General features: G+C 60.8%; 16 protein-coding genes. 2 read left to right on the plus strand and 14 right to left on the minus strand.

All coding sequences use genetic code 11. The features are described 5' to 3' along the window. Window positions 1-205: 205 nt before the first annotated feature. Entirely contained in the window at window positions 206-592 is a 387-nt protein-coding gene (locus J0I47_RS06165; protein WP_294045595.1) for a hypothetical protein, read from the minus strand. A gap of 71 nt (window positions 593-663) precedes the next feature. On the opposite strand from J0I47_RS06165, the gene J0I47_RS06170 reads away from it, so the two are divergent. Continuing rightward, entirely contained in the window at window positions 664-831 is a 168-nt protein-coding gene (locus tag J0I47_RS06170; protein ID WP_294045596.1) for a hypothetical protein, read from the plus strand. A 90-nt stretch (window positions 832-921) separates the two neighbouring features. Here J0I47_RS06170 and J0I47_RS06175 read toward each other — a convergent pair whose 3' ends face one another. The 13 genes from J0I47_RS06175 to J0I47_RS06235 form a co-directional block, all read right to left on the minus strand. Further along, window positions 922-1,749: a replication-relaxation family protein gene (locus J0I47_RS06175; RefSeq protein WP_294045597.1), complete on the minus strand. Its 828-nt coding sequence runs from the start codon at window positions 1,747-1,749 to the stop codon at window positions 922-924. Window positions 1,750-1,849: 100 nt separating this feature from the next. Then, window positions 1,850-3,835, minus strand: a complete 1,986-nt coding sequence (locus tag J0I47_RS06180) for a type IV secretion system DNA-binding domain-containing protein (RefSeq protein ID WP_294045598.1) — start codon at window positions 3,833-3,835, stop codon at window positions 1,850-1,852. A 61-nt stretch (window positions 3,836-3,896) separates the two neighbouring features. Further along, window positions 3,897-4,664, minus strand: a complete 768-nt coding sequence (locus J0I47_RS06185) for a hypothetical protein (protein WP_294045600.1) — start codon at window positions 4,662-4,664, stop codon at window positions 3,897-3,899. 436 nt (window positions 4,665-5,100) lie between these two features. Then, entirely contained in the window at window positions 5,101-5,295 is a 195-nt protein-coding gene (locus J0I47_RS06190) for an AlpA family phage regulatory protein (RefSeq protein ID WP_294045601.1), read from the minus strand. Between the two features lie 41 nt (window positions 5,296-5,336). Beyond that, a complete protein-coding gene (locus J0I47_RS06195; protein ID WP_294045603.1) occupies window positions 5,337-6,449 on the minus strand; it encodes a site-specific integrase in 1,113 nt (370 codons plus the stop codon). 155 nt (window positions 6,450-6,604) lie between these two features. Continuing rightward, window positions 6,605-8,257, minus strand: coding sequence for a recombinase family protein (locus J0I47_RS06200; protein ID WP_294045604.1), 1,653 nt, complete (start codon window positions 8,255-8,257; stop codon window positions 6,605-6,607). Between the two features lie 32 nt (window positions 8,258-8,289). After that, window positions 8,290-8,628: a recombinase family protein gene (locus tag J0I47_RS06205; protein ID WP_294045606.1), complete on the minus strand. Its 339-nt coding sequence runs from the start codon at window positions 8,626-8,628 to the stop codon at window positions 8,290-8,292. Window positions 8,629-8,630: 2 nt separating this feature from the next. Beyond that, window positions 8,631-8,756: a hypothetical protein gene (locus tag J0I47_RS06210; protein WP_294045607.1), complete on the minus strand. Its 126-nt coding sequence runs from the start codon at window positions 8,754-8,756 to the stop codon at window positions 8,631-8,633. Between the two features lie 145 nt (window positions 8,757-8,901). Next, window positions 8,902-9,492: a hypothetical protein gene (locus J0I47_RS06215; RefSeq protein ID WP_294045609.1), complete on the minus strand. Its 591-nt coding sequence runs from the start codon at window positions 9,490-9,492 to the stop codon at window positions 8,902-8,904. Window positions 9,493-9,562: 70 nt separating this feature from the next. After that, window positions 9,563-9,910, minus strand: coding sequence for a hypothetical protein (locus J0I47_RS06220; protein WP_294045610.1), 348 nt, complete (start codon window positions 9,908-9,910; stop codon window positions 9,563-9,565). A 313-nt stretch (window positions 9,911-10,223) separates the two neighbouring features. Beyond that, a complete protein-coding gene (locus J0I47_RS06225) occupies window positions 10,224-10,709 on the minus strand; it encodes a hypothetical protein (protein WP_294045611.1) in 486 nt (161 codons plus the stop codon). A gap of 52 nt (window positions 10,710-10,761) precedes the next feature. Beyond that, entirely contained in the window at window positions 10,762-11,283 is a 522-nt protein-coding gene (locus J0I47_RS06230; protein ID WP_294045613.1) for a hypothetical protein, read from the minus strand. A gap of 110 nt (window positions 11,284-11,393) precedes the next feature. Next, window positions 11,394-12,164, minus strand: a complete 771-nt coding sequence (locus tag J0I47_RS06235) for a hypothetical protein (RefSeq protein WP_294045614.1) — start codon at window positions 12,162-12,164, stop codon at window positions 11,394-11,396. Window positions 12,165-12,238: 74 nt separating this feature from the next. On the opposite strand from J0I47_RS06235, the gene J0I47_RS06240 reads away from it, so the two are divergent. Beyond that, complete coding sequence (locus J0I47_RS06240; protein ID WP_294045616.1) at window positions 12,239-13,003, plus strand: hypothetical protein; 765 nt, start codon at window positions 12,239-12,241, stop codon at window positions 13,001-13,003. Window positions 13,004-13,009: the final 6 nt, after the last annotated feature.

Consider the following 13,009-nt stretch of genomic DNA (forward strand, 5'->3'; position numbering starts at 1 on the left):
TCTCCGTTGAGTTTTGGTCCTGATGACGCCTCGGACAGGCTGCGCGAGAACGACCGTTTTAATGTCCTGTCGTTACATCCCCGGACAAAAGCAAAAGCCCCGCAACTGTCGTAGCAGCGGCGGGACTTTTGCCCGCGATGCGCTACGACGCATCACGAAACTTATTGCTCTTCCATGATGATACCAGAGCGCCGCGAAGCGCGTGCTACTCGTCGGTGTGGACAACCTGGTCAGGCATCGGGCCTTCACCTGCAAGATACAGGTTCGGGAACTCTTCCCGGAATTTGAAGAATGGATTCACCTCGCCGGCAAGCGTGTAATTCATCATCGACGAGTACGGCAGCCCGTGGAGGATGCCCGGAACGAGGCGCTTCATGCCGAGCTGCTCGCGATAGGTGTCTTCTTCCCAAGTCATCTGCGCTTCGACGAGAGGGATGTACCAATCCTTCTTCGGGTCGGTGTCGCCGATCGCGATGCGCGCCATGTTGAAGCCGTTGCAGTAGTACAGCATCACGGCGCTGCGGCTGTTAGCGAATTGCTTCAAATCTGCCGCGGTCAGTTCGCTTTCCTCGTTCCAGACGAACCGTTTCATCTCCTCGTTGTGGTCGGCTGCCCGCGCTGCGGATTGTTGGCTAGACGCCCAGGATCACTTCGAGCTGCTTGATGATCGTGCGGCCATCGCTGATCGCGCGTCGCAGTAATTCCTTATGCGCCTTCTTGCTGAGCTTCAGCGGCGAAAAAGCGACCGGCATTAGTGTGAAGCTGCGGCCGAATATCGCCATCTCCGGCGAGCTCGTGCTGTTCGAAGCGCGGGAAGAAAATCGCCAGTGACATTCAAGGCCCTCGGGACAACCGAGGGCCTTTCTGCTACGATGATCTCGGAAGCTCGCAAAGCGCCGCCACCCCATTGGCGGCGCTTTGCTATATCTCCTTCGCCGATGCGAGAAGCGCCTTGGGCATACGCCAGTTGAGCCCGAACGTCGGCTCGACGAGGAAGCGCCAGCGATCGGCGTAGCGGCTGTTCGCCTTCACATACGCGGCGATATTCTCGGCGTGCGTAGCGTTCGTCGTGACGACTAGGATCGTCGCCGTGGGGATGCCGTAGGCGCGCTTCAATCCGCCCGATAGCGCGGCGTCATAGTCAGCGACCTTCTTCTTCCAGGTGTTGTACGTTCCGGTGTTACGCTCGATACTTTCCGTATTGCGGTCGATCTCCACCACGAAAAACTGCTTTTTGCCGCTCGGTAGCCGGAGCGCGAACACATCGTCAGGGATTAGTTTCGAGCCGTCGAGCTCTATGGTCAGGTTGTTCCGATCGAGGAGCTCTTCGCGGTGGATGAAGTCATCGCCCTTCGCGAGCTCCAGAGATGCGGTGAAGCAGGCTTGCATGAGCTGGTGGACGAATGACGCAGTACGCGCTGGCGGCATCGGACAAGCCTTGTCGCCGAGCATCGCCCTCGCCTTCGGGGTCAGGTCGTACACGATCGACGAATAGCGGGAGTGAAAACTCTCGAACTGACGCGGCGGACGGGACAGGAAGCCGTTGTGATAGAAGCGCGTGAACCGACGCTGGAGCTTCGCGAAATTCTTGCGTGACGTGAAATGCGCCAGATACGTCAGCGGGAGCGGACCGTGACGCGAGATTGCCGCCCACTGTCGCAGGTCTTCCTCCTGCGGGATGATGGCGTCCCGGTCGATCGGATCAGGGTCGTCGAACCGGAGCCGCCTAGAAAGAGCATCGGTAGCCATGCACACAGCATAACCTGCCGAAAATGGCTGAAAACGGCCGGTATGCGTGGGTGTGAGTAGCGGTGCCGCGCCATGGTGCGCGATGCTAAATCTAACTTTCTTATACCCATTCGCTATCGTTGCTGTCGGCGGCGGGCGTGCTCACGATCGGCTGTCCCGGGGCGTTCGATCGTCCAAGCGAGACGCGCTCCCGGTTCTTCCATTTGAATACCTCGCGCGTAGCAGCCGATAGCTGAGGATGTCTCGGGACTGCGAGCTTGACCGACATGGCGTGCGGGGTCGTGCCGTGAATGAAAAGGCCGAAATGATGCTTTGGAAGCGTCGAGAAAAACTCGGGTGTCGTCTTCATTTCCCTTGCGATGCGTGTTGCGTCGGCGCTCGAAGGATGAGCGAACCGGATAGCCGGCTGGGAAAGGATCGCAGCCTCTAGCGCTGCGCTGCGCTTCGTCGCCTGGGCTAGATCGTGATGCGCCAGCACGAGCCCGCAGTTGAACTTCCGCAGCTCGGTCAGCATCTCGGCGATGTCGTCGGACATGTAATTCGCGCACTCGTCCACGTACACGAACGTCGGTCGCCATAGCCGGCGATCGTGATCGTCGCGGCCGAGCATCGCTTGAAAGATAAGGGCCAGGACCATGCCGCCGAACACGGTTGAGGCTGAACCTATGCTGCTTTTGGCGGTATCGACGAGAATGACGGAGCCTCGATTGAGCTCGTCGAAAAAATCGATCTTCGTTTCCTGCGCGGACAGCACGTCATACGCGGCCTCGTTGAAAAGCACGTTGCGCAGCCGGTAGCCGATCTCCTCGCGAGTAGCGTCGAATGTGGTCTTGGCTACCTTGCCGCTGTCGCCTCCGGACGGCACGATCGCCTCGTAGAAGTATTCCCGGTCATGCGAAGGAAGCTGGTCGATAACGTCGGTGTACGATGCCGGCTTCTGCAGAAACTGCATGATGTCGATGATCGTCGCGTTGCGACCGCGCGCTTTGGGCATCGCGAGCAACATGCGTACCGTGTAGTTCCAGAGCGTCGATTGCTTTGCCGTCAGCTCAAGGTCGAGCGAGGCGAGCACGTAGTTGAATGTCTCGATGACATGGTTCGCGCGAACCGGCCGTTTCGAATGGAATGGGTTGATCGCGGGCGGGAATTTCTCGTCGGACGGATCGACGACCACGAGGCGCTGCCCGATAGTGCCGGCGTACGCTTTGAGGTTCTGCACGAGCTCGCGGTGCGGCGTGATGATGACAAGCGACGGCTGGTTTGCTGATCGAATGTCCTGGGCGACCATGGCTTCGATGAGGGTCGTTTTGCCTGATCCGGTTCGCCCGATGATGTGCGTGTGCGCGAAGCGGTCGCTATCCCTCCATGCGATCGGCACGCTGGCACGGAAGAATTCGAGGATAGGCGTGTCCTTGAACATTCGCTCGATAAGCTCGTGGTCGCCAAGCGCGACCTGCGACGGTCGCGTCCGTTCCCAATTCAGGTGATATTCGTCGCACAAGAAGAAGAAATTGCTGCGTATTTTGCAGCTCGTATCGTACGTCGGCAGGAAGGACAGCGCGGAGAATTCGTACTCGTCCTTCTCGCGGAAATGGAACAGCCAACCGGACGTAAAGAGACGGTATAGGGCGTCCACAGTCGCCCGTGCGTCTTTGAGCAAGGTCCAAGCTGGGACCGACACGAGCGAGTGCCCGCTTTCTGCTTCGATCTTCCGGGCCTCAGCGAAGTGATCCATAACGTAGCGCGCGATCTCGTTGAAGGACCGCTCGATATTGCTGCCATGCTCCATCAGGTGCGCGGCTGCTTTCAGGTCCCGCTCGTACCGCTGGAACAGCTCGCGATTGTCGTGGTACGCGTTCTCCGGCCACTGGAGCGCCACAGCCTCCGCAACGGCCCTCCGATCAGGCATGTCCTTTTCGCCGGCTTCGGCCATTGCCGCAAGCGCGCGTCCGAACAGCTCGTCCGATACGTCGAGCGCGATGCGCGGAAATTTTTGCTTCTCACGGATTACCCCTAGGTACTCCATGACGTTGCGATACAGGTCCTCATAGTAATTCTCGCCATGCTCGGTCGTGCTGACCCACATGCGCGGTATGTTTCTCGGCTCCTGCATCGTGCCTCCGGACCGGAAGCTATCACAGCCTGAGCTAATGGCGAGGGCGTATCGCGTTCTGAACGAACGTCGTGTGTCCATCCGTTCCCGGTATGAGACCCGCGTATATGCCGAGAATTTCTGCATCCTCTGGCGTTGCTTGGCTCGCGATTTTTTTCGGAATGGTGAGGAACTGATCGCGCAACACCGACACGCCTTCGAACGATGTGATGCCGGCGATGAGGCGATTTTGACGGATAAGCGCTGCGTGCTCCTTGTGCGCATAGAAGGAAAAGTCCGGCACGATAATGGCTCCGCGGAACTGGCTGATGAGCATATTGCCGAGCACGAACGCATCGAAATCGCCGATCTCTGCTCGCGGTAGCTGTGCGGTGATGGTGCCCTTGGTTGAGAAATTCGACGGCCGATTAAGGACACGCTTTAGGACAGGAGATAGTAAAAGACGCTCGATGCGCTCCGATGCGTCCCGTTCGTAGGGGTCTTTCGACCGGACAATCATATCGGACAGACGGTCTGGCTTTTCGAGAAGCTGCTTAAACAGGATGTGATTGGAATAGCGACGCGTGAGAGTTGCGCTTCCCTCGGGGAAAATGGCGTCAAGGACAGCGATGAATTCCGCTGCCCGAATATGGTTCATGTCCTTGAGCGGATTGAAGCTGTCGGTTTTGAAATCGAACGCGGTCGCACGGCGCGCAACCGGGATCGGATCGTCGTCGATAAAAAGGAAACCCTGCCGCGGAATATGTTCGACGATGGCGGTGCTGTCGAAGCCGACGACTAGGGTATTTGTTGGTTCTCTCATGGCCGGGGAAGGTAGAGCCTTGCGCCTGGCAGGATGCCTTCGCCGGCACGAAAAGGTGCAGGTCCATGGTCATTGTACCTTCCCGCCGCGGGGTTGGACGGGCTGGCCGCGGCGGGAAGTGTATAGGACACGGTATCGGACACGCGACGCGTTGGGACGGTGCCGCTCACTGTCCGTCGTTGTGCCGAAGGCCACGACCCCACACTAAAGCTAGGGGCCGTGATGTCCGATAGGACTAGGCCCCGACCGTCCGATTAGGAGGGGAGTTTTAGTGTGGGGTCGTGGCGTGAGCCCGACGGACATGTGATGCGGGAATGTAGGAAATCCGCCGTTTCTCGGCGGGATAGTACCGTATCGTAGGGGCATACAGGATAGCCCAGTCTATAGCCCTAAAAGAAAGAGCCCGGACCTTTCGATCCGGGCTCCCTGGCGTCCGTTAGGAGGCCGTGCCTGCGTCGCGTTGGGCGATGCGTTGGTAAATCCAATCGTCTACTTCCTCGTCCACCCAGCCGACCCGTCCGGCGCCTAGCTGTACCCGTTTGGGAAAGAGCCCTGACGCTTCAAGGCGAGCTAAGTGGGCGGGGCTGTATAGGACCTTCTCGCGCACGTCCTTCTTCGATAGCAGCTTCATCGCGGATCACTCCCATAAGGGAGCCATCCGGATGGCTCAGGTTATTCGCCCGAGCCCGACAGCTTTACCATGAACGCCTCGTACTTCGATAGTGCCTGTCGTTTCTCTTTGAGACGGTCGTACCGATCATAGATTTCGTCGAGCACTGCCGGCGCATGGTTGATGAGTACCTCGCATAGTTCGCGAGGAACCTTCAGCCGTGCCATGTTCGATCGGAACGTGCGACGGATGTCTCGTGTCGTGAAGCCAGATAGACCGGCTTCCTCCTGTACGGTGCGGATGAGCTTAACGAGCGAATGGCCGGTGATCGCCTTGTCCCCTTTGACGTTCGGGAAAAAGTAGGTGTCATTGCCTTTGCACTCAGCGAGCACAGCCTTAGCGAGCGGCAAGAGCGGTATCGCATGATCGCGGCCGTTCTTCGTGATCCGCTTGCCGTCTTCAAAGCCGGGTATAGTGAGCACGTTCCCTTCGGCCCATGATCGCTTGATAGCGGTCGTTTCGGAGCTCCGGGTGCCCCACAGTACCAGTAGACGGAATACGCGAGACTGAGGGCCATCTGCTGCCTTCCAGAGAGCTTTGAGTTCTGCATCTGACAGCGTCCGGGTGCCCTTCGTGTCGGCGCCGGGTGCTTCGTAGCCTTCCATGGGGCTATGCACGACGTACCGGCGCGGTGGCCGGGTCGTCCAACGGAAGAACGCGCGAGCTGCTCGGAAGGCGTGAAGCCGAGCGGATGGCCCTTCGATGGCGTCGAGCGCTTCCTCGATCTCTTCAAACGTGATCGAGGCGAGCTGTTTGCTGCCTAAACCCGGAAAATGCTTATTGAACAGCAGGGTCAGGTGGTACTTGTGGGCCGTGTCCGGAAAGGTGGCAAGGTATTCCTCCTTCGCTTCCTTGAACGTCTTCCGCGGTGCGCGCTTGGTGTCCGGCTCGGCTAGAAGCCGCTTCGCTTCCTTTCGCGCGTCGGCGAGGGAAATGTCCGGGTATCTGCCGATCGACACGCGCTCCCGCTTCGTACCGCGAAGAACGATGAAGGTCTTGGATCGTAGCCCGCAACGGATGCCAAAGTTGGGCGTCTTGGTATCAAAGAACGTTTCGTATTTTTCCGAGCCGGTCAGGGCGCGGATGGCGATGTCGGTGAAAAGCATCTGCGCCATAGCGGTCTCCTTTCTGGCTCAAATCTGGCTCAAGTATCGCACGGTTACGGGTGCGACGGTATGGTCAGTATGAGTAGCCGAAACGGCGGAAAACCTGGGCGCGTGCGGCTTCGTGTTTCGCATGCGCAGCTATGAGAAACGTTCGTATCAGCCTTCTAAGCTTGGAGTTGCAGGTTCGAATCCTGCCGGGCGCGCCATTCCCGTTCGATGTTGGGCACCGGCATACCGGGTGCCGCATCAAACCGTCCGACCGCATGTTCGAGCGCCTTGGTCGCACCGCGAATACGGATCTGCGTATCGCCGACCTCGATACGGTCGACGATCGCTCGCACGTAGTATTGGCGCAGCGCAACGTTCTCGCCGCGCAGCCGCTCGCGCATCAGCCCGGCGAACGCTTCAAGCCTTGCCGGCGTGATCCGCCGCTCCGAGGTCGCGAGCTGCCGCTCCAGCATGACGATGTCAGTCTTCACCTCGTTGAGCTGCGCGGTCTGCTCGGCATATTTGCGCGAGAATCGATCGTCGTGCGCGGTCAGGTGCCCTTCCGCGACCAGGTCGAGCAGCCGATCGAGGCCGGCCTCGATCGCGGTCTGGCGTGCGCGAAGCTGCCGGAGCGCCTCACGCCGAGCGGCGGTCGCGTCAGCAGACAGGTCGAGCCAGCCTGACAGCAGTTCCTTGAGCCGATTGGGCTGCAGCACGCGCTCCTCAATCGCCGAAGTGACGATGTCGTCGAGTTTCGGCATCGAGATGCGCCGACCCTTGCAGACGCTGAGGCCCGCACGCGCCCGGTTCGAGCAGGCATAATATTTGTAGCGGCCCGACTTGCCGGTCGAGGTCGTCATGCCGCCGCCGCAGCCATCGTCGCCACACCCACAGCGGACGAGCCCGATCAGCAGGTTATCGGTCGTAGTTACTCGCGCTGGCCTGTTGAGCGCGCGACGATCAACCAACCGCGCCTGGACGATCTCGAAGGTCTCGGCGTCGATGATCGGGGGCACGGGGATCGGCACCCATTCGCTCTCGGGCCGCACCTCGCCGGTCCTGGAGTCACGCTTGTTGTATAAGGCGACGCCGACATAGGCGATGTTGCGCAACAGCGCCTGCACGTTCGAGACGTGGAACTTCGCCCCCCGGTATTTGTAGCCGTGGGCGTTGAGCCACGCCGCCAGCCGGGTGATGCCGAGCGGCAGCGCGCCGGGCGGACCGTTGAGATAGAGGTCGAACACCTTGCGGACGATGAACGCCTCGTCCTCGTCTATCTCGAGCTTGCGCTTGGATTTTCCCTCCCGGCGCTCGGCTTCGTAGGTGCGATAGCCTAAGGGCGGGGTTTGGCCATTCCAGAATCCGAGCCGGGCATTGGCAAGCATCGCACGCTGGGTGTGCTTGGCATTTTCGACCGAATGATATTCGTCGAACAGCGCCAGCATGCCGATCGCCAATTCGGCAGCCGGGTCGTCGCCGAACCCTTGCGTGATCGAGACGATCGCCACCTTCGATCGCTTGAGCAGGTGGCGATACTGCATGAAGTGCAGCGCGTTGCGGAAAAGGCGCGACAGCGAGTGGATCAGGATTACGTCATACGGATGGTCCTCACTGGTCGCCCGCGCGATCATCTCCTGGAAGCGCGGCCGGTCGTCGTCGGTGGCGCTGGCGCCGGGCTCGACGACGGTATCGACCAGCACCGCGCCGCTCTGCTCGCACCATTGCTTGCCACGATCAATCTGGTCGGGAATCGATAGGTCGTTCTTCGCCTGGCGCGTGGTGGACACGCGGCCATAGATACATACCCGCGCGCCCACGTAGCTCGGCATCTTTCATTCCCCTGGAGGATGTTCACGAACGATCACGTCACCGATACGATCGCGACGTTTGCCTCCCCGAGGGTCTGTCCGTATTGCCCGAACAACGCGGCGTTCCGAAACAGACGCGAGGGTGAGGAGACGAGGATTACGTCGTAGGGGTGGCCGTTGCCCGTCGCCCGCGCGATCATCTCGTGCAACTGCCGACGATCGGCGATGCTGGCGCCGGCGTCCATTACGGTATCGACCAGAATCGCGCCGTTCTGCGCGCACCATTGCTTGCCGCGTTCGATCTGGTCGGCGACCGACACCCCGTTGTTCACCTGATCGGTCGCCGATACGCGGGCATATATGCACGCTCTCGTGTTGTGATAATTCTGCATTTTCATTCCTCGATGAACAGTTTTGCGATCTCATCGCCCAGCACCTGATCCAGAATCCGGATCTCGTCCGGCAGGATCGACAGCGATCGGGGTAAGCGATCCAGGACCGACCTGTCCTGAGCGGACACGTCATGTCTCGCGCTGGCGGAACCAGCGGCTTTCCGCTTGGGACAAGGCAGATCGCGAGACACGCGTAGGATATGTTTCGCGCGCCCGCGTCAGGCGTCCAACCTACCCTAACAGCAGTGACATCTTCCGCGCGGCAAGCCGCGATCAGCTTTCGTCCAGCCGTGCCAATCCACTCTCGACCATATCAAGCAGTGTGGTTTCGTGATCGTGCGCGCGTTTCAGCACGCTGATTAGCCACCCGAGCATCTCAGGCTGTGCCATGAGGCGGAGGAAACCGCGTTCATCACCACTCATGGCGCGGAAGCGTTCGATCAAAGCGATCTCATCGTCATCGAGTTGATAGAGACCGGCGTGATCCTCGACATCTTCCCGTTCGCGACGCACGTCCGCGTGTGCCGGGACGTGTTCCCGCTCCCAGGTCCAGCGATCCTCCAGTGGGATTTGCGCATGCTGGATCACCAGGGGCATCCAATACATCCAGTCTGGGATGGCCGCTCCTTCCTGCTCGAAGCGGGCGATGCGTTTTTCCGTGGGACGATCGAACAGGGCACCGCCGCCCGTCCCGATATAGAGATCACTCTTGTAGGCGCAGTCCAAGAACGCGTTCGCGATTTGCTTGTGCGTCCAGCCGAGCAGGCGGCGTTGCTCGATCAGCCATGTTCGGGCCTGAAGCGGGTTCTCCCAACGCGCGCCAGGCAGCATGGCCCAACGATCATCGCGTGCGTCGCTGGTCACCGCAACATCTCCCGATCGAAACTCGCCCCCTCTACAGGGTGCGACGATGTCGCCCAAGCGGTCGTCGCGCCTATCGCCCGAGAAATTGGGGATTACGGATGCCGCCCTTGAAAAACGGCTTGTAGCTGCGCGGTCGTTTTTCGAGTGCTACTGCGACCACACTCGACCAGATCAGGTCACAGCCTGTTGGCGGTGCCGTGCCGCGTCCCACGTTGCAGGCACGGTGTTTGAGCAGGCCGTTCGATAAATGCCGTAGCCCACCAAGGCTGCGAAGCTCTAGATGGTCGAACGTCGGATAGGCTGGATCGTTGTAATGAACCTTGCGGAAGCTCGGGACCGGCTTGCCGCAACCCGCACAGATCGAGCGCTGCGCCGCCCGTAGCGCCCGCAACTGTCGCCTGGAATGCTTTTCCGCCACGAACGCCAGATTGCGCGGGCCGGAGCAAATAATCCATTAACGGCCTAGGCGGGGATTTTCGGCATCGATTCCTTGACGCTCGGACTAGCCGTCGCCCTTCGCCGGCGTATTGGCGATCATGGTTGCGAGCACTTCTTCAGCGACGCGCTACTTATCCTTGCTCTCGGACATCAGGTTACGCCGCAGCCATTCCGCCGCGTGTGCCACGATCGCGGCAGTCTTTGCATTGTCGGTCATCATTGCGTCATCGGCACGACCTGTGTTGTCATGCAATCGGTCCGGCGCGGCATATCGCGCCGGACCGATATATGGATCACGCCACACGTGGGACGGTGTAGAGATCGATTTGCCCAGCGGTATCGACCTCTTGCTCGACCAGATCGCGCAACCGGCGCTCGGCGCGATCGATGCCCTCCTCCCAGCCATCGGGCTTGTGGGGCCGGTGGATAAGTTCGCGCGGTGTCAATTCGAAATGCCCCCGGCCACCCTTGGGCGGTATGATGATGGCGTGCTTGCCGACGAGTGACAGCCGGCACTCGGGGTAGGTGTAGACCGCGATATCCCTTGGTGCACAGATATGGATGCCGGTCATGCGGTAATCGCCATCGACATGGTCGAGCGTCAGGTGGATCAGGTCGCAGTCGCTTTGCTTCGCCACTTGGGCGAGGTGGATCCTCTTGGCCATGTCGATCGGACCACCCGCGAGCAGCGCCAGGCCGGATTTGAGCATCTTGTGGCCCAGGGTCATCCGGGTCACCGCATGGACGTAACGCCCGGCGATCTCGACTTCGTTCAGCATACACACCTCCTTTTTCTCCCCACCAGGGGATCGTCACCTCCATTCCTCATTGTCATTGGCCGGATCTCCGCCGCGCAAGGCGGGCGATCTCGGCGGCGGCCCGGCACAAGCCGGCCGAACGCTCGTCGGCGTCGAGCCAGGGCGACAGCATCTCGAGCCTGAGCCCTGCACGGGTCAGTTCGATGAACGGGCCGCGCGCGCCCGGCACCAGCCACAGTCCTCGGTCGGTATGCCGGAAGAACAGCAGATCCGTGACGACCAGTGCGTCCCCCCCGAAGCGGAGCGCGATATCGACCATCACCTCATCAATCACCTCGGGGTGTCGTCCGCTGCGGATCAACAGCACATCATGGTCATGATCGCGCGACACCTGTTCGAGCGTGGCGGCGAACGCCGGCGCCGATTGCGGCGTCATCGCCACCAGAAGCTTGGCCGCCGGGACATGCAGAGTGCAGGCCGGCATATGGGCGATCGGATGGGGCGGGATCGCCGCCACCGTGTTCATCGCGGCGAGCGGCAAGGAGAGAAGGCGCGCGGCGAGGTCCGCGCCGGCGGGGAAATTGATATCGGTCATGGGAATCTTTCGCAGGCGAGCGACACCGCCCGGCGCAGCCGGGTCGGTGTCGTCGAGTTGAGACAGGTAGATTTGCCAGCGACAGGCCAGGCAATCAAACGATCTTCGGGTTACGTCCGGCGATGCTCGTCCCACAGGCGCGCCAGTTCTTTCTGGCCCCGCGCGAAGCAGAACAGGTGCTGGTATTTGCCGAGGCCCAACGCATTGAGCACGCGAGGCACGATCAGCAGATGGGCGTGCACCGGATTGGACGAGCCCGCGCGATGCGGCGCGTGCAGCGCGACGATGGTCGCGACCTCATGATCATCGGCAAGCCGTTCGGCGAACGAGCGCGCATCGTGCCACGCGTGGTGCAGCCGGGTGGCTTGAGGATAGTACAGTGTCACGTAGCATAGCAGCGCCGGCTTGCCCGCGACAGCCATACGATCGACCTCGGCGGCCAGCACGAACGGATCGCCGAACCGGTCGTCGGCATCCGCCGGCAACAGCACCTCGGCACGCTCGGCGGTGATCAGCGGCCCGCCGATCACTGGCGGCACCGGCTGTAGTTTGACGGTCGCGAACTCGGTCGCGCTGTTGAGGCGGCCATTATAATTCCTCTCCAGCACGCCGAACATAAAGTGATCGGCAGCATGCTTGTCATCGGGATTGAGATCGAGCCACGTGTGCGGGTTGGCGGTGATGCTCGATGCGGTCTTGGTCTTGGGCAAGGTAACTTCCTTGAGGCTGGGTGGATCGGCCGGTTGACCGATCAAGCCTCGCGCAGGCGTTTTCACACCCTTGGAGGCTCGTGCCTCCGCTCTCTCTATACCGCGCCGATCGGCGCCCATTCTCTTCAATGCTTCTCGAATTCCGGTTTCACCAATTGTGTCGTGCCGCATCAGGTCATGGCTCTACGGCTTGGTTTCGCCGGCGGAGCGCTTATCTCCGGCGCTTGATATTTCGAGGAAATTCCATGGCCATGCCGACACGCGTCGTTGTTCCGATCGACGATTCCGACCCGCAGTCGCTTAAGATCGCGCTCGGCTATGCGCAGATTCTAGCCGACAACGCATCGCCCAAAGCCGGCAAGGTCATCCTACTGACCCACACCAAGGCGCAGATGCAATCTTCATCGCTTGCCAGTCATCTCGGTGCGCAAGCGACAAAAGCGCTGTCGGGCGGCAAGCCGGTGCGGTTGAATGGCGACCTCATGTTGCAGCACGAGACGATGCAAACCTTGCGCTATGGGGCCAACAATGCGGTCATCGTCGTGTTTTACGCCGAGGACAAGATCCTGGATTTCGTCGATGGACTTGCAGGCGTCGCCGGCGTTGTGGCGGTGCCGTGGCCGCTCGATGGCGCGAAAGGCTGGACCGACCGCTGGACACCAAGGGTCCACGGGCAGCCAGTTCAGGCGCCCGCGCCCTTGCTCACCGATCCGGTCATCGAGCAGGCACTGCGCTCGCTCTCGCGGATGGTGAACCTCTCGCATGGCGTGATGAACCCCCGCGACAAGCAGCATGCCGAAGAGACCCTGCGCATCTTGCGCGCCAAGGGCCATTCTGCGCCTGGGGATCGCATCAAGTCATGGGCCGTGCGGGAGGGGTGGAAGCCCGGTGCCGCTGAGGAACTTGCCAAACTGGCCGGCCGGATTTTTGCCTTGAAGACCAAGCCAAGCCTCGCCGCATTTCATGAGCCGGACGCGCGCTACGCACGCTGGAAAGGCGGCGGCGACTGACCGGCG

It is taken from the genome of Sphingomonas sp. (assembly GCF_017304635.1).
Lineage (GTDB): Bacteria > Pseudomonadota > Alphaproteobacteria > Sphingomonadales > Sphingomonadaceae > Sphingomonas.